Genomic DNA, 16,225 nt, shown 5'->3' on the forward strand with positions numbered 1-16,225 from the left:
TCTAGTTAGCAACCCGGCGAATATCGGCGCCGAGGGCGAGGAATTTCTCCTCAATACATTCATAGCCGCGATCAATATGATAAATACGATCGACTAAGGTTTCGCCATCTGCCACCAAACCAGCAATAACAAGGCTCGCCGAGGCGCGCAAATCACTGGCCATCACCGGTGCACCCTTGAGGCGGTCAATACCTTTAATCATCGCGGTATTACCTTCAATGGTGATTTTCGCGCCCATACGGTTCATTTCATGGGTTTGAATTAAGCGATTTTCAAAAATTGTCTCAGTAACATGAGACACCCCGTCAGCCACGGTATTCATCGCGGTGAACTGAGCCTGCATATCGGTAGGAAACCCCGGATATGGCATCGTCTTTATATTCACTGCCTTGGGCTGGCGACCTTCCATATCAAGTGTAATCCAATCGGCGCCGCTTTCGATCTTAGCACCCGCTTCTTCCAATTTAACCAATACCGCTTCCAGCGTTTCGGGACCAATATCTCGCAGCCGGATCGAACCGCGACTCGCCGCTGCCGCCACCAAATAGGTTCCCGCTTCAATACGGTCAGGCATCACGGAGTAGGTACAGCCGTTAAGACGTTCGACACCATCGATAGTAATGGTCGCCGTGCCATGACCAGTTATCTTGGCACCCATGGCGATCAGACAATGTGCCAAATCGACAATTTCCGGCTCGCGCGCGGCGTTTTCTAGCACGGTGCGGCCCTTAGCCAGCGCCGCCGCCATCATCACGTTCTCAGTACCACCAACGGTAACCATATCAAACAGAACATGAGCGCCTTTCAAACCGCCCTCAGGTGCCCGCGCAGTGATGTAACCTTCGTCGATATCGATGATAGCGCCCATCGCCTCAAAGCCACGCAAATGCTGGTCGACTGGCCGGCTACCAATCGCGCAACCACCGGGAAAAGACACCTTGGCGTGACCGAAGTGCGCCAATAAAGGCCCCAGCACCAATATCGATGCCCGCATAGTTTTCACGAGCTCATAGGGTGCGGTAGTTTTAGTGGTCGTAGAACCATTGATTTCAACGCCCAGCCGCTCATCAACAATGAGTTCGGTACCCATGCTGCGCAGCAGCGCAATCATGGTGGTTACGTCGTGCAAGTGCGGGAGATTGCGGATCAATACCGGCTCACTGGACAGCAAGGTGGCGGCAAGAATCGGCAGCGCCGCATTTTTAGAACCGGACACGCGAATCTCTCCGGCCAAAGGGCCGCAGCCGCGTATAAGCAACTTATCCATGAAATCTCCTGGAAAGTCCCGTCAGCCTCAGGCTTGGGCTTCCTCGGGGGTAATAGCTTTAATATTAATGGCGTGGAGTGAACCGTCGCGTATCCAATCGTTGACTGCAGCATAAACCAATTGCTGGCGCTTAACAGCGCGCAAGCCAGCAAATGCGGCACTCACAACCCGAACATCAAAATGACTGCCGTCGCCGCTAACAGCCACGTCACTCTCGGGAAAGTGCTCTGAAAGGCGCTGTTCGATATGGTCTGTTTGCATGACAATTCTACCTGTATTCTTCACTTGCGATATCAAGCGCGGAATTGTACGCAATTGCGGTCAACATGGCGAGACGAATACCTAAACGCGCATTCATCCGTCGCCATTAAGACACCAAATTATTTTGCCGCCTGCTCTTCCATCACCGCTTGCGGGGCAACCGTCCAATTGGCAATAACCTTATCAATATCACCATTATACTGCTTAACCGCAGCATCAAACTGATTCTGATAAATGCGACCTAAGTTCAAGCCTTCTATAACCACATTGCGCAGCTTCCAACTGCCGTCAGAGCCTTGGCGAAGGGTATACATAACTTGATAGGGCTTGGCGCGCTCACCATAAATGTTTTGGCGAACACCAACGCTACCCGACAAATCGGCGTCGTCGGCTAGCGGCAGCACTTCGATACGATTGCCATTAAAACCAAGCAGGCCTTTAGCGTAGGTATTTATTAAGCCGTCTTTAAAGTTATTGGTAAAACGCATCACCCGGTCACGAAATTTAGCCCGCTCAGCATCGGTTTTCAGGCTCTCGTAATAACCGCGGCTGCCATATTTACCCATAATGCCCCGCGCGAAGCTCTGAAAATCCACAACGTCATCCATTATCCGGCGCACTTCACCCGTAAAACGCTCAGGATCTTTATCGACATAGCTGCGCGCCCCTTCGATAACTTTAACCAACTCTTGCGTAGTATCAGCCACCACTTCGTAGGGGCCCTTCTGCGCCGCAGATACCTGCGCTGACAGACTAACAGCCATAAATGCCGCCAGTAAAATTCGCTTAAACATATCATTCCCTCAATAATTTTTAACCGCACAAACACGGCACAACACTGCTAACTGCTAGCTTCGACCCTCTTTTACGGAAATGTCTCCCGCATCGGAGGTCAGCTAATCCTGTTATTTTGTCACATTGGAAATTATCATAGCTAACATTAGCCCCCGCTTAACGGGCAATTTCAATAATTCAGGTAATCCCTCGTGACCAAAAGCACATCATATACCAGCTCAGCGCTGCGCGTTATCCGCATGGAACGCGATGCCGTTGCCATCCTCGCCGACCGCATAGACGAGAGCTTCAGCCAAGCCTGCGACATTTTAATGGGCTGTAAAGGCCGCGTCGTGGTTACCGGCATGGGCAAGTCGGGGCACATCGGCAATAAAATTGCAGCCACTCTTGCCAGCACCGGAACGCCGGCCTTTTTTGTTCACCCCGGCGAAGCGAGTCACGGCGATTTGGGTATGATCACCGCTGGCGATGTCGTGATTGCGCTCTCCAACTCCGGCACCACCGGCGAATTAATCACTATTCTGCCACTGCTTAAGTTACTGGCCGTCCCCGTGATTGCCTTAACCGGTAATCCGAACTCAGAACTCGCCACCACCGCGGACGTGCATTTAAACGTCGGCGTGGCAGAAGAGGCCTGCCCATTAAATCTCGCACCGACCTCCAGCACCACCGTCACCTTGGTGATGGGGGATGCGCTCGCGATAGCCCTATTAGAAGCGAGAGGCTTTACCGCCAATGACTTCGCCCTATCTCACCCCGGTGGCGCACTGGGCCGCAGACTGATCCTAAAAATCGACAGTATTATGCACACCGGCGACAGCATCCCCAAAATTAGCTTAGGCAGTGCACTCAGTGGCGCACTACTGGAAATGAGCAGTAAAACACTAGGCATGACCACCGTGGTTGACCAAGCTGGTGTACTCGCCGGCATCTTCACCGACGGCGACCTGCGCAGGGCCATTGATCGCGGTATTGATATACATAAGTGTCCCATCGATGACATTATGACCCGCAATTGCCGCACCATTAAACCCGGCACCATGGCCGCTGAAGCGCTGCGCATCATGGAAGACAATAAAATTACGGTATTGGTCGCCGTCAATGAAGACGGCCAACCCGTCGGCGTCATCCACACTCACGACCTGCTCAAAGCAGGCGTTGCTTAGGAACCCGCAACACCATGAACAGCGTTATTGAGAAAGCAAAAACCATCAAACTCTTGGCCATGGATGTCGATGGCGTGTTGACCAACGGCAGCCTGTACTTTGGCAATAGTGGCGAGGAGATGAAAGCATTTAGCATTCTTGACGGTCTCGGCATTAAATTACTCCGCGATGCGGGTATTAGACCCGCCATTATCACTGGCCGCTGCTCAGAACTGGTTAAGCGTCGCGCCGGTGAACTCAAAATAGAGCTAATTTATCAAGGCCGCGAGGACAAACTCGTCGCTTTAGAGGAGCTGCGCGCTGATCTCGGGCTTGAAATGAGTGAAATTGCCTACGTTGGTGACGATCTACCCGATCTTTCTGCTATCCGCAAAGCTGGACTAGGGATTACTGTTGCCAATGGCCACGAGTTTGTCGCTCGCCACGCCGACTGGCAAACCCGCGCCGCCGGCGGCAGCGGCGCTATTCGCGAAGTCTGCGAGCTAATCCTTACCGCTCAAGGCAAGCTCAATAGCGCGTTGGAACAATACCTCTGACATGAAGCAAATCAAATTCACTGTCTTCTCCGTGCTGTCGGCCATCACCGCCATGGCCGGTATTATTGTCTACCTAACGCAATTCAGTGAAAGCGGTAAGCTGAGCATTGTTGAGCGTTTTGAGGCGGTTCCCGATGCCGACTCTCACCTCACCCAAGTCGACGGCATCAAATACAGCCGCGATGGCGAAATCGCCTATAAATGGCGAGCAAGCAGCGCGGAGCGATTAATATCAGATGGCTCAATTTCATTGCAAGACCCCTTTTATATCGGCAATATCGCAGACCAGCGACCGTGGACGGCCAGCGCTAAGACCGGCAAGCTATCCCAAGACGGCGAACAATTAACCCTGCTCGACACCGTACTAGTAAAAGATTTAATCCGGCAGGCGCAAATAACGACCGAATTACTGCGAATAAATCTAGAGAGCAGCGAAGTGAGCACTGACCAGCCCTTGACCCTGTCATTGCGCAATGGCAAAACCCACTCGCTAGGCATGAAAGCCAGCATGAAAAATGAACGTGTTGAACTCCTTGATCAGGTTAAAGGCCATTATGACCCTATTTAAAGCCGCGCTTGCCACCACGCTTACCTTGAGCGTTTGCAGCGCTGCACTGAGCTTGCCCGATGACCGCAAACAAGCCATCAATCTGAGTTCCGATAGGGCAATTTACGAAAATAACCAAGGTGTTTATATCGGTAACGTCAGTATGAGTCAGGGCTCGCTCAAGATCCGCGCCGACAAACTGACTATTATTGAGTCAAACCGAAAAGTTGAAAAAGTGATTGCCGAGGGCAGTCCCGCCTACTTTGAACAACAGCCCAGGGCCGAAGAGGGGGTCGTAATCGCCAGCGCCCAGCGCATTGAATACAGCTTGGCACAAGAGGAGATTCTTCTCCAAAAGAATGCCTCGATTACCCACCAAGGCTCCAAAATTTCCGGCGACCGCGTCGTGTACAGTGGCCGCAAGCAGATGGTGGTGGCCGACGGCGGCACCACAGAAAAAGAGAATCGGGTGAAAATGACCCTCCAACCCCAAGCAATCCCTGACAGCGAGCTGCCTGGCGGTGACGCCAACAACACGACGACCAAGCCCATCCCTGACAACGCCCCCAGCGGAGAATCGCGCTAACCATGCCAGTTCTGCAAGCCAGCAATCTCGCCAAGGCCTACAAGGGCCGCGAAATCATCAAAGATGTGTCACTCACCATCAGCAGCGGCGAAATTGTCGGCCTACTCGGCCCCAATGGCGCGGGCAAAACCACCTGTTTTTATATGATTGTCGGCATCGTTAATGCCGACCGAGGCACGATCCGCCTCGATGACCGCGACCTAACCAAACTATCAATTAATGGCCGCGCAAAAAACGGAGTGGGCTATTTGCCACAGGAAGCGTCGATTTTTCGCAAACTGACCGTCGCCGATAATATTATGGCCATCCTCGAGACCCGAAAAGATCTCAACCGCGCGCAACGCAAGGAAAAATTAGAGGCATTACTTCAAGAGTTTCACATTACCCATATTCGCAAATCCATGGGCATGGCACTGTCTGGCGGTGAGCGCCGCCGAGTTGAAATTGCCCGCGCACTGGCCACCGAGCCCAGTTTCATACTCCTTGACGAGCCCTTTGCAGGGGTCGATCCAATCTCGGTGAACGACATTCAAAATATTGTAAAGCACCTGCAGGCGCGGGGGATCGGCGTACTCATCACCGACCACAACGTCAGAGAAACCCTCGATATTTGCGACAAAGCCTATATCGTTGGCGAAGGCCGTATTGTTGCCGAAGGGGACGCCAACACCGTATTAAGTAATCAGATTGTTCGTGATATTTACCTGGGCGATAAATTTACCTTATAAGTTATGCAATGAGCAAATGAGTCGGCACAGGTATTGCAGGAGATGATTGTCCCGACTACACTGAGAGTGAGGCATAATTATTGCCGGTAGAGTAAAACCTATTACTCGTGTTGCCATCACTCCGTTGTAGAAGCCGCTGCCTATGAAACAATCGCTACAGCTCAAAGTCGGTCAAAGCCTGACCATGACACCTCAGCTGCAACAGGCGATTCGCTTATTACAACTCTCCACCCTCGATCTCCAACAAGAAATACAGTCGGCATTGGACTCCAATCCACTGCTTGAAATCAGTGATGACAACGACGATTTTGAAGTCAATACCGAGCCCACGTCCGCCGAACCAAAAAAAGCAGAGAAAAGCAGCGACCAAGAGACCGAAGCTCCGCAGCCCGAGGCCGACACCGAGTGGGCCGAACGCAGTGACATCCCTGACGACCTCCCGGTCGATAGCCAGTGGGACGACGTATACCAAACCAGCGGCACTAGCAGCGGCTCCGGCAGCGGTTCGGGAGCTGAAGACAACGACTACAGCAATGACTATCGCAACTCCAGCGCAGACTCCCTACAAGACCATTTACGCTGGCAGCTCAACCTCAGTCGCCTATCCGATATTGATCGCTTAATTGCCGACGCCATCATCGACGCCATCGATGACAATGGCAGGTTAACGGTCAGCGCAGAAGAACTTGTCGAAGGCTTTGCCAGTGACGAAATCGAAATCGAAGAATTCAACGCCGTTTTACACCTTATTCAGCAATTTGATCCACCGGGCGTGGCCGCCCGCGACTTGCAAGAGTGTTTATTGATTCAGCTCAAGCAATTACCCGCCGACACCTATTTAGCTGAAGAAGCGCGCCTTGTCGTGAGCCAATATATGGCGCAATTGGGCAATCGCGACTATAACCAGATAATGCGCCGCTGCCGCTTAAAAGAAGATCAGCTTCGCGACATTATAAAACTGGTGCAATCGCTCAACCCCACACCGGGTGACAGCATTGGCGCCGACGAAACTGAATATGTGGTCCCCGATGTGTTTGTTAGCAAAAAAGAAGATCGCTGGCTGGTGGAGCTGAACCCTGATATTGCACCCAAAATTCAAATTAACGCACATTACGCGGCACTGGCCAGAAAGAGCAGCAATAGCAGTGATAACGACTATATCCGCGACAATTTGCAAGAAGCGCGCTGGTTTATCAAAAGCCTACTCAGCCGCAATGAAACCCTAATGAAAGTCGCGACCAAAATTGTTGAATACCAGCGCGGCTTTTTAGAATACGGCGAAGAAGCCATGAAGCCGCTGGTTTTACACGATATTGCCGAAGCCGTTGGCATGCACGAATCCACGATTTCGCGGGTGACAACCCAAAAATACATGCACACACCAAGAGGCATTTTTGAGCTTAAATTCTTCTTTTCCAGTCATGTATCTACTGACACCGGCGGCGAATGTTCATCGACCGCTATTCGCGCGTTAATTAAAAAACTGGTGGCGGCAGAAAACCCCCGTAAACCGCTAAGCGACAGTAAAATTACCGACTTACTCGGCGAGCAAGGCATTCAGGTTGCCCGCCGCACCATTGCAAAATATCGAGAATCACTGGTTATTCCGCCCTCAAACGAGCGGAAACGACTGGTATAGTGGCAGTGCCCCTGTTACGGTCATTGTCGTCATACACGCGCCGTGAGGCGCTAGTTATTTTCAGCGATGAAGGAGCAAAATATGCAGATTACTGTTAGTGGTCACCACGTTGATGTTACCCCGTCTCTTCGCGATTACGTCAATACCAAGCTCGGCAAACTTCAACGACATTTTGACAACATCACCAATACCGACGTCACCCTGTCAGTAGAAAAGCTGATCCAAAAAGCCGAGGCCACCGTGCACGTCGCCGGCGCCGACCTATTTGCGACCTGCGAATCAGAGGATATGTACGCGGCGATCGACAGCCTGACCGACAAACTCGATAGACAATTAATTAAACACAAAGAAAAAACCCTGGGCCGCTAAAGCCCCCGACCTAACCGACTGTTGCAAGAAACCATGATACTCAATTCCATTCTTACCTTAGGACGCACCCATAGCGGTGCGTCCATTACCAGTAAAAAACGACTTCTCGAATTTATTTCGGCTGGCATTAGCGCTGACAACAGCGAATTTGACGCCGATGAATTATTTAACGAATTACTTGCCAGAGAGCGCCTTGGCAGCACTGGCATCGGCCATGGGGTAGCAATCCCGCACTGCCGCAGTAGCCGCTGCACCGCCATCACCGGCATGCTACTCAAACTCGACCAAGCCATCGATTTCGAAGCGGTAGACGACCAGCCCGTCGACTTGGTGTTTGCCCTTATCGTTCCGGCAGAAGCCCACGACGAGCACCTTAAAGTATTAGGTGCGCTCGCCACGGCCTTCAATGAAGAAAGTTTTCGCAGTGAGCTGCGCAGCGCCACGTCTGACCAAGCCCTCTTTGAGCGAGCGCTACAAAGCTAATGGAACTCATCATCCTAAGCGGGCGCTCGGGTTCGGGTAAAAGCACCGCCCTGCATCAACTGGAAGATGAAGGCTTCTATGCCATTGATAATTTACCCGTATCTCTATTACCCGAATTGGTTCGTGAACTATCACTAAGTCCACTGAAAGTGCACCAGCACGTCGCCGTGTGCATCGACGCCCGCAACGCCCAAGATGGCCTCGCGCGCTTCAAAAGCCTGTGCGATCAGGTCAAACAATACGCCCACCTGCGAATCGTCTTTCTCGACGCCGGTGACGACAAACTTATCAAACGTTTTAGTGAAACTCGTCGTCGCCACCCGTTAACCACCGATTCGCTGCCACTGGCCGATGCCATTAAACTGGAGTCTCGTTTACTGGAACCCATTGTGGTTGAAGCCTCGCTGGCCATCGACAGCAGTGACATGACGGTACACGAACTCCGCGCGGCGATTCGCGACCGTATTCTCGGTGTCGACGCCAGCCGTCTTGCGGTGCAGCTTAAGTCTTTTGGTTTTAAGCGCGGCCTACCGATTGATGCCGACCTTGTCTATGATCTGCGTATGCTGCCCAACCCCCACTGGCAAGATAATTTACGCAGCCTGACAGGTCGAGACCAAGCCGTGCAGGACTTTCTCGCCAAGCAGTCTGACGTGCAATTAATGCATCACGATATACTGCAATACCTGCAAACTTGGCTACCCAAAATTGAAGCCAGCAATCGCAGTTATTTCACCATTGCGATTGGTTGCACCGGTGGTCAACATCGCTCAGTATATATGGTTGAATCCTTGGCAGAGGCCATGCGTAGCGCCTACCCAGACTTACAAGTTCGCCATCGCGAACTCCAGAATTAGAGACGACACGATGGTCGAAGCAGAACTCAAAATCATCAATAAGCTCGGTTTGCACGCCCGCGCTGCCGCCAAACTCGTTGCCACCACAGGTGCGTATAGCTCGATTATCACGCTTCGCATCGGCGACAAAAGTGTCGATGGCAAAAGTATTATGTCGGTGATGATGCTCGCCGCCGGAAAAGGCAGCGACATTCACGTTCGCTGCGAAGGAAACGACGAGACGGCGGCCTTGACCGCAATACAAGACCTGATAAATCAACGCTTTGGTGAGGGTGAGTAAGAAACTTTATTTCATCTGAAATTAGCTAGTGGATTGTTGCGCGCCGCGCTTTCAAGGATAATTGCCAAGATAGTTCACAAATCCACCACGGCTCAGGCTAGGGATAGGTATGGCCCAGACTGCAGACAAGCTACAATCCGAGAGCCAACTCAAAACCCTTAACGACGCCTTGGGTTCTGGCGGGTTTCTGCAAATTCGCCGCATGCTAAACGGCCTGCCCCCCGCAGACGCCGCCCACTTAATTGAATCAACGCCGCACAAAATCCGCAGTGTTTTGTGGCAGCTTATCGACTCTGAGAATGAAGGCGACATCCTTCAACACCTCAATGACGAAGTCCAAAGCCAATTCCTACGGCAAATGGACGCCGAAGAAGTCGCGGCCATCACCGAAGGTCTCGAAGCCGACGACATCGCCGACATTCTCCAGCAATTGCCAGACCGCGTTATTCGCGAAGTTCTGGAATCGATGGACCACCAGGATCGTCTGCGCGTAGAACACGTATTGTCCTTCGACGAGGACACTGCTGGCGGTTTGATGAACACCGACACGATTACCGTGCGGCCCAACATCACCCTCGACGTCGCGATGCGCTATTTGCGCCGCCACGAGAGTCTGCCAGAGATGACCGACAGCCTGATCGTCGTCAACCGCAACGACCAGTACATCGGCATACTGTCGCTGCGCAAACTGCTGGTGTCTGACCCCAGCGTGACCGTGCGGGAAATTATGGACACCGAGGTAGAGCCGATCTCTGCCAGTATGTCGTCGAAAGAAGTCGCCACTCTTTTCGCCCGCCACGACTGGGTCTCTGCCCCCGTCATTGGCGAAGACAGCCTATTGCTCGGTCGTATCACCATCGATGACGTGGTCGACGTTATTCGCGAAGAGTCCGATCACTCCCTGATGAGTATGGCGGGCTTGGATGAAGACGAAGACACCTTCGCCGCCGTATGGAGCACCGCACCGCGCCGGGCCATATGGCTGGGCATCAATTTACTTACCGCCTTTATTGCCTCCGGTGTTATCAACTTATTTGAAGCCACCATTGAAAAAGTAGTGGCGCTGGCCGTACTCATGCCGATTGTGGCCAGTATGGGTGGCGTCGCTGGCACCCAAACCTTAACGGTGGTGATAAGGGGTATGGCATTGGGCCATATCAGCAAAGACAATAGTCGCTGGCTCATTAACCGCGAGATCATGGTCGGCGCAATTAACGGCGGGCTTTGGGCCTTGATCGTAGCGGGTGCCACTACCGTTTGGTTCGGTGATCCACTGATGGGCGGCATTATTGCCGCCGCCATGATTATTAATTTAATTACCGCCGCGCTAGCGGGAGCTGTTCTGCCGCTGGCGATGAAATCCCTAAATATTGACCCCGCCCTCGCTGGCGGCGTAGTACTTACCACTGTTACCGATGTTATCGGCTTTATGTCCTTTCTCGGCCTAGCAACCTATTTTTACGCTTAATAGCAACGGATTTTAATGTGACTGACGAAATACCCGAATCAGAACGCCCCAGCAAAACGGCGGTTAAAAAAGAGATGCAAGTCCTCCAGCAACTGGGGGAGAAGCTCGTTAAACTCAGCAATAATGAACTGGCCAAAATAACGATTCACGATGAGCATCTCATCGAGGCCCTAAGCACCGCCCGAAAGTTGACCAGCCGCGAAGCGCTGCGCCGCCAGCTCCAGTATATCGGCAAGCTGATGCGCGGAATCGACCTCACTGAAATTGAAGCTGGCTTAGCCAAACGCGAAGAAGGTCAACGCGAGCAAGCTCAGCAATTTCACCGTTTAGAACTACTCCGCGATGAACTCGCAGAGACCGGTATCAGCGCCATCGAAAAGGCCCTAAACCTCTACCCCCATGGCGATCGTCAACGTCTGCGCCAACTGGTGATGCAAATAGACAAAGACGCACAGGCAAAAAAGCCGCCCGCCGCGAAACGTAAGTTATTTCAATATTTGAAAGAGCTTCAGGCCGCCAAGCCTGCGGACGAATAGTAATCTATAAGCGGCGATGCTGGGCAACTGGCATTCGCTTGCGCAACGCTATTTGCTCCTCAGTGTCATAGTTAGCAATAACCGTGCAGGCACCCAAGCCCGCCTCAGCCAAGACCCGTCCCCAGCTATCAATAAGCACCGAGCCGCCCGAGGTTTGCCGTTTGGCATCGTGGATACCACCTTGGTTAGCCGCTACCACAAGACACTGATTTTCAATTGCGCGAGCACGAAGCAGAGGCAACCAATGCGCCCAGCCGGTACTGCGGGTGAACGCCGAGGGCAAAGCAATAATATCAACCCCTCGATCCTGCATGGCCCTGAATAGCTCCGGAAAACGCAGGTCGTAACACACCGCCACGCCCAGCTTGCCCAGTTCGGTATCGACGACCAGCACGCTGTCGCCGGGCGCATAAGCATCAGACTCCCGGTAGCGGCCTTGCTCATCACCAAGCTCGGCGTCAAACAAATGTATTTTGCGGTAACTACCAAGACAGTTGCCGCTCGCGGCATAGACAAAACTTGTCGCGTACACGCGACCGTCTTCCGCAGGGGTAGGAATAGTGCCACCGACCACAATAAGCTGATGACGCGCTGCCTGTGCACTGAGGAATTGCTGCAAATTCGCGTCGACGGCCTCGGTAGCCGCTAGCGCGGCGATGTCTCGACTGCCAAACAAGGCAAAATTTTCTGGCAGCACCACCAGTCTTGCGCCATTTCCCGCCGCCTCTGCAACCAAGGCTTCCGCCCGCTGTAAATTGGCCCCTAGGTCCGCACTGGACACCATTTGAATAGCCGCTAATTTCACCACGATTACTTTAGTCCCGGCTTGCCAGTGTTACGGCTTGGCGGCGTACTAATATCAAAGGAGTCGTCATCAAAAATATTTTTAAATATCAACTCTGGCTCTTGAATAGTGCCCGAAATTTCATATACCGCACTGGAAAAGCTGTCCATCTGCTCTTCAAACACCTTACTCACCACATAGGCACCGGCCGCCGCCGGCAAGCCCCCCACCAGCGCCGCCACCCACGGTAAATTACTCCCGACCGGCAAGGTTGCAACCAAGCGTAAATCAGGTACCTCGGTGCGCAAATTAATGGCGCCCGTCATCTGGAAACGGCTCGACGGCCCATGAACATCAAGCGGTGACGATAATTGCAGCTGACTATCCGCTAGATTCAAGCCGCCCCGCATACGATCAAAATAAATGCCTTTTTTAAACACGTCGCGGAAATCAAACTTTAAGCGACGCACGATATTGGCCATATTGAAGATACTAAAAATTCGCAAAGTGCCACTGGCCGCATCCGAGGTTTTTAAGAATCGACCATCCTTAAAGGAAAAGCTAAACTCGCCCTCACTGTCAGCGAGCGTCCATTGGCTGGGCGCTCCCAGCCAATGCAAATTCAGATCAAAATTACCGCGCCGAGTTTCCATTACCCTCGGGTAGGAGAAGCCCTCTAAGACATCGCCCAGGTCGCCCACGCCAAATTGGCCCCGCAACTGAGACGTATTTTGGCCATTATCATCCTGCAGCCAATGCAAATTAGTACTCCCGGCCACCGTTGCCAACTCAATTCCCCGCAAGCTGCCACGCACATTATAAAAATGGGCACCGCTGGTATCACTGCGTAAATCGAAGCCAAGCCGCCCCATTGTTTCGTCGCCAATGCTCAATTTCACAATATCCAGGTCGACGCTCGGCAGGCTTCGCGGATCTACCCCAGCCAGGGAATTAGCCGAAGAATCCCTTGGCGAAGGCAAGCTCAAGTAATCTAATTCCAATTTATAAACGTCACCCGCAGCGCTTCCGGCCCGAGGAATTTGAAGATCGCCAAATACCTGCGGGCTATTAATATGCAACAACCACGCGTAGGGATCACTGCGCAAAGAAATTTGCGCGGCCTCCAGTAAATTATCGAACACCATGACTTCATCGATATAGAGGTCCTTAACACTAATCGCCAAGCCCTCTTCTGAACTGGCATTATTGGCAGCCAGCTCGGCATAGCGATCATAAACCCGCCGCCACTGGTCAACATCAGCAAACGCGAGTCGGCCACCTATCAGCATTTGCCCAGGGCTTAAATCTCGCCAGGTATTCGGTTTAGACGCCGCACCCACGTGTAAGTTTGCGCTAATCGCAGCCCCGTCTTGAAACCCAAGTAACAAGCTCAATTGCTCAGCCAAGTCGACATGCATCACTTGAAGGCCGTCGCCAAAGGGCAGGCTTATTTTTATGTCGCGTTTTTTATCCGCCGCTTTATACAATGGCTGCGGCAGTAGAACATCCACCCCCCGCAAATCAGATGTCACTGTTAAGCCGGCGTCCGAACCGGTCTGAATGTACAGTTTGGCAGCCGTGCTACCACGGAAAAAGCCCATTGCGGGCTGCGCCGTCCAGCGCGCAATATCCGCCATATTAATATTGCCATTAACATCGATAGCGAGCTGCCCACCACGCTGCCTAATGCTTGCCTTCATAGGCTGGCCAAACAGTTTAGCGCGCAAACCTCGGCTCTGGATGCCGCCCTCGGTCTGATAGTGCAAATGACCCTTTGCATCGTTTAAGGTCAAACGATAATTGCGCATTTCAATTGTGTTGAAATTGATATCAGCGTCAACGCTGACATCAATGTCCGGCGTCTCGGTCAAGGTCATTTGTAAGGCAAAGTCGACATCGGCCTCGCCTTCGCCACGCCACTGATCAAAGACATTGCCGACAGATTGATGGAGTGGCGTTTCAGTGAATAGGCGCTGGGCCTGCACAAAGTTTGGCTGCGCACTGGCACTTACATCTAATGTAAACAGGCCTTCCGCATCCGGCCCTATTGCCACACGCAGTTCGTCCACCGCTAAACCGTCGAGCTGAGCAGCGTCGGCCACCGTCGCCGTGACTAGAGCATTGTCAATTAAGACCTCGGCATTCGCGGCGGTTATGACCGGCCAGTCGGGATGGAATGCGAGTTCGATATCGCTTAAGTCCAAATGCAATTGCACTGCGGGGCGGTCCTCAGTAGACGCCAGCAGTGAACCCCGATAGATAAACCCCGCAGTATTGACCCTGCCTGCACGAATGCTTTCGCCTAACCAATCAAGCAAACCATCACTCAATACCGTCGGCGTAAAACGTCGGTGCAAGGTGGCATCGGCATCTTGTGCACCAATGACTAAACTCATCTGGGGCTCGGCATCCGTTTCCTTGTGCAATGGCAGATCCAGCCGCAACAGCGCCGATATCGGCACGCCCTGATTATCAGCCCTGATCAAGCCACTGCTGAGCGCCAAATGATCATCATCAAAAGCCCAATTCAACTCAGTTTTGACGTTTTGTAAGTCGAATGCCTGCTCATAAAGATGCGGAAAGTCCAACGCGAGGCGCGGCGAATCCAAGAGCAGCAAACCTCGCCTCGGTGCAATTTCCATATACCCAGACAGCCCTTTTGCACCAGGGGCACCCTGCCAGGGCTCCACACTTAGCGCATTGGCTTGAGCGCGCAAATTAAACCCTTCAATCCCGGCAGGAGAAATGCCCAAATCTAACTGGATATTATTCAAGCTTCCCTTGGGCGCCAACTCCGCCAGCGTCATTTGCAAACTCGGGCTCAGCGCCTCGCTTTCGAGCAACAAGGTATTGGCAATATCCAGATCGAGCTGCGGCAGGCTAAATTGCCAGCGCGTCGCTTCAGGCCGCTGCACAGACACGCCAGCGAGATCCAATTGGACGTCTTGCCAACGCGCATCAAATTCAGAAAAACCAATTTGCCAGAAACCATCGCGGTGACTGCCCTTAAACCGCATATTCACATCATTCAGCACGGTGCCCTGAGAATTCCACAGTACACCTAAGGACAGCGCGGGGGCTTTTAATACACCACTGATACTGATCCGCTGCGCCTGTCGCCAGCTCAGCCACACCTCGCCACTGAGTTCGCTATCAATCAACGGCGCACTGTCTTTAAAAAGCGGCGCTAATGCGCTTAAACGACTGTTAGCAATGGCTAAATACGCGCTGGCGCTAAAGCGCTCGGTATTGCGGGGATCACCGTAAGATTCAAGTAATAATTGGATATCGCCATCACTATCGGTATTTAACTCAGCGTAGGCTCGGCGAAATTTATCATCGCTGCGCAAAAAGAAATCCCGCATGCTTATTTGGGTTTGATTGCCATTAGCGTAGTGAAGCTTTACCGAAAACGATTCTAGGCTGGCATTGCGAACCCCCAGCACCGAGTCAATCAAGGTGTCGGGACTGCCGCCACCCTCCGTATCCAAGCCCGGAATATGCCATTGCCCAGCGCTGTCCTGCTGTAAATCTAGCGCTAGTTCCGCCACTTTAATCTGGCGGATTTTAGGGGCCCCGGAAAAGAGCGTGGCGAGTAAGTCTATTTCAATACGACCGCGATCAAAGCGCAGAGCGCCACTTTCACCGAGTTGAAATTCGAGTAGCTCAATAACCGGAGACAAGCCTGCCCAGCTACCATGCATTGCGCTGGCTTTCAGCGGAATACCTGAATACGCCTCGGCACGCTGAAATATTTCGTCCTGATAGCGGTCAACTAAACCAATATACTGCCGTCCCAAACTGGCATAGAGGGCGAGTAAGACCAACACCAGCAGCGCGGTACCCCAAAGCAAGCTGTAGAGTTGCCGAAATAAGCGCCCAAGCATCACCATTCACCCACGGTGACCGCCGCGCTGACTCAT

General features: G+C 52.5%; 17 protein-coding genes. 12 read left to right on the forward strand and 5 right to left on the reverse strand.

The window, feature by feature from the left end; translation table 11 throughout:
- Window position 1: 1 nt before the first annotated feature.
- The 3 genes from murA to HNQ57_RS11940 form a co-directional block, all read right to left on the reverse strand.
- Window positions 2-1,267: a UDP-N-acetylglucosamine 1-carboxyvinyltransferase gene (gene murA / locus HNQ57_RS11930; protein WP_184463244.1), complete on the reverse strand. Its 1,266-nt coding sequence runs from the start codon at window positions 1,265-1,267 to the stop codon at window positions 2-4.
- A 27-nt stretch (window positions 1,268-1,294) separates the two neighbouring features.
- Window positions 1,295-1,528 carry a BolA family protein gene (locus HNQ57_RS11935; RefSeq protein WP_008251626.1) on the reverse strand — a complete coding sequence of 78 codons (234 nt, stop codon included), beginning with the start codon at window positions 1,526-1,528 and terminating at the stop codon, window positions 1,295-1,297.
- 119 nt (window positions 1,529-1,647) lie between these two features.
- Window positions 1,648-2,322, reverse strand: a complete 675-nt coding sequence (locus tag HNQ57_RS11940; protein ID WP_184463247.1) for an MlaC/ttg2D family ABC transporter substrate-binding protein — start codon at window positions 2,320-2,322, stop codon at window positions 1,648-1,650.
- 192 nt (window positions 2,323-2,514) lie between these two features.
- Between HNQ57_RS11940 and HNQ57_RS11945 the strand changes: the two genes are divergently transcribed.
- The 12 genes from HNQ57_RS11945 (at window position 2,515) to yjgA (ending at window position 11,518) form a co-directional block, all read left to right on the forward strand.
- On the forward strand, window positions 2,515-3,489 hold the full coding sequence (locus tag HNQ57_RS11945; RefSeq protein WP_184463249.1) for a KpsF/GutQ family sugar-phosphate isomerase: 975 nt from the start codon (window positions 2,515-2,517) through the stop codon (window positions 3,487-3,489).
- Window positions 3,490-3,503: 14 nt separating this feature from the next.
- Window positions 3,504-4,025, forward strand: a complete 522-nt coding sequence (locus HNQ57_RS11950; RefSeq protein ID WP_184463251.1) for a KdsC family phosphatase — start codon at window positions 3,504-3,506, stop codon at window positions 4,023-4,025.
- 1 nt (window position 4,026) lies between these two features.
- On the forward strand, window positions 4,027-4,593 hold the full coding sequence (lptC, locus tag HNQ57_RS11955) for an LPS export ABC transporter periplasmic protein LptC (protein WP_184463252.1): 567 nt from the start codon (window positions 4,027-4,029) through the stop codon (window positions 4,591-4,593).
- Entirely contained in the window at window positions 4,580-5,158 is a 579-nt protein-coding gene (gene lptA, locus HNQ57_RS11960) for a lipopolysaccharide transport periplasmic protein LptA (protein WP_184463254.1), read from the forward strand. The genes lptC and lptA overlap by 14 nt, the downstream gene beginning before the upstream one ends.
- A 2-nt stretch (window positions 5,159-5,160) precedes the next feature.
- Window positions 5,161-5,886 (forward strand): LPS export ABC transporter ATP-binding protein, encoded by a 726-nt coding sequence (gene lptB / locus HNQ57_RS11965; protein ID WP_184463256.1) that lies wholly within the window; start codon window positions 5,161-5,163, stop codon window positions 5,884-5,886.
- A gap of 142 nt (window positions 5,887-6,028) precedes the next feature.
- Entirely contained in the window at window positions 6,029-7,525 is a 1,497-nt protein-coding gene (locus HNQ57_RS11970) for an RNA polymerase factor sigma-54 (protein WP_184463258.1), read from the forward strand.
- Window positions 7,526-7,606: 81 nt separating this feature from the next.
- Window positions 7,607-7,894 (forward strand): ribosome hibernation-promoting factor, HPF/YfiA family, encoded by a 288-nt coding sequence (hpf, locus tag HNQ57_RS11975; RefSeq protein ID WP_008251637.1) that lies wholly within the window; start codon window positions 7,607-7,609, stop codon window positions 7,892-7,894.
- A 33-nt stretch (window positions 7,895-7,927) separates the two neighbouring features.
- Complete coding sequence (locus HNQ57_RS11980) at window positions 7,928-8,377, forward strand: PTS sugar transporter subunit IIA (protein ID WP_184463260.1); 450 nt, start codon at window positions 7,928-7,930, stop codon at window positions 8,375-8,377.
- Window positions 8,377-9,234, forward strand: a complete 858-nt coding sequence (rapZ, locus tag HNQ57_RS11985; protein WP_184463263.1) for an RNase adapter RapZ — start codon at window positions 8,377-8,379, stop codon at window positions 9,232-9,234. Before HNQ57_RS11980 ends, rapZ begins: the two co-directional genes overlap by 1 nt.
- Before the next feature lie 10 nt (window positions 9,235-9,244).
- Window positions 9,245-9,514, forward strand: coding sequence for an HPr family phosphocarrier protein (locus HNQ57_RS11990; RefSeq protein WP_184463265.1), 270 nt, complete (start codon window positions 9,245-9,247; stop codon window positions 9,512-9,514).
- Between the two features lie 109 nt (window positions 9,515-9,623).
- A complete protein-coding gene (gene mgtE, locus HNQ57_RS11995; RefSeq protein WP_008251644.1) occupies window positions 9,624-10,982 on the forward strand; it encodes a magnesium transporter in 1,359 nt (452 codons plus the stop codon).
- Window positions 10,983-10,999: 17 nt separating this feature from the next.
- Window positions 11,000-11,518 carry a ribosome biogenesis factor YjgA gene (yjgA, locus tag HNQ57_RS12000; RefSeq protein ID WP_184463267.1) on the forward strand — a complete coding sequence of 173 codons (519 nt, stop codon included), beginning with the start codon at window positions 11,000-11,002 and terminating at the stop codon, window positions 11,516-11,518.
- A gap of 4 nt (window positions 11,519-11,522) precedes the next feature.
- Here the strand turns inward: yjgA and HNQ57_RS12005 are convergent, their stop codons facing one another.
- On the reverse strand, window positions 11,523-12,323 hold the full coding sequence (locus HNQ57_RS12005) for a carbon-nitrogen hydrolase family protein (RefSeq protein ID WP_226968343.1): 801 nt from the start codon (window positions 12,321-12,323) through the stop codon (window positions 11,523-11,525).
- A gap of 5 nt (window positions 12,324-12,328) precedes the next feature.
- Complete coding sequence (locus HNQ57_RS12010) at window positions 12,329-16,189, reverse strand: YhdP family protein (protein WP_184463271.1); 3,861 nt, start codon at window positions 16,187-16,189, stop codon at window positions 12,329-12,331.
- Between the last annotated feature and the right edge of the window lie 36 nt (window positions 16,190-16,225).

It is taken from the genome of Zhongshania antarctica (assembly GCF_014202945.1).
Classification (GTDB): Bacteria; Pseudomonadota; Gammaproteobacteria; order Pseudomonadales; family Spongiibacteraceae; genus Spongiibacter; species Spongiibacter antarcticus.

What these genes read in the sequence shown, in the direction of transcription:
- murA (WP_184463244.1), bottom strand. Translation starts at nt 1,267, where the DNA reads ATGGATAAGTTGCTTATACGCGGCTGCGGCCCTTTGGCCGGAGAGATT.
- HNQ57_RS11935 (WP_008251626.1), bottom strand. Translation starts at nt 1,528, where the DNA reads ATGCAAACAGACCATATCGAACAGCGCCTTTCAGAGCACTTTCCCGAG.
- HNQ57_RS11940 (WP_184463247.1), bottom strand. Translation starts at nt 2,322, where the DNA reads ATGTTTAAGCGAATTTTACTGGCGGCATTTATGGCTGTTAGTCTGTCA.
- HNQ57_RS11950 (WP_184463251.1), top strand. Translation starts at nt 3,504, where the DNA reads ATGAACAGCGTTATTGAGAAAGCAAAAACCATCAAACTCTTGGCCATG.
- lptC (WP_184463252.1), top strand. Translation starts at nt 4,027, where the DNA reads ATGAAGCAAATCAAATTCACTGTCTTCTCCGTGCTGTCGGCCATCACC.
- lptA (WP_184463254.1), top strand. Translation starts at nt 4,580, where the DNA reads ATGACCCTATTTAAAGCCGCGCTTGCCACCACGCTTACCTTGAGCGTT.
- lptB (WP_184463256.1), top strand. Translation starts at nt 5,161, where the DNA reads ATGCCAGTTCTGCAAGCCAGCAATCTCGCCAAGGCCTACAAGGGCCGC.
- HNQ57_RS11970 (WP_184463258.1), top strand. Translation starts at nt 6,029, where the DNA reads ATGAAACAATCGCTACAGCTCAAAGTCGGTCAAAGCCTGACCATGACA.
- hpf (WP_008251637.1), top strand. Translation starts at nt 7,607, where the DNA reads ATGCAGATTACTGTTAGTGGTCACCACGTTGATGTTACCCCGTCTCTT.
- HNQ57_RS11980 (WP_184463260.1), top strand. Translation starts at nt 7,928, where the DNA reads ATGATACTCAATTCCATTCTTACCTTAGGACGCACCCATAGCGGTGCG.
- rapZ (WP_184463263.1), top strand. Translation starts at nt 8,377, where the DNA reads ATGGAACTCATCATCCTAAGCGGGCGCTCGGGTTCGGGTAAAAGCACC.
- HNQ57_RS11990 (WP_184463265.1), top strand. Translation starts at nt 9,245, where the DNA reads ATGGTCGAAGCAGAACTCAAAATCATCAATAAGCTCGGTTTGCACGCC.
- mgtE (WP_008251644.1), top strand. Translation starts at nt 9,624, where the DNA reads ATGGCCCAGACTGCAGACAAGCTACAATCCGAGAGCCAACTCAAAACC.
- HNQ57_RS12010 (WP_184463271.1), bottom strand. Translation starts at nt 16,189, where the DNA reads ATGCTTGGGCGCTTATTTCGGCAACTCTACAGCTTGCTTTGGGGTACC.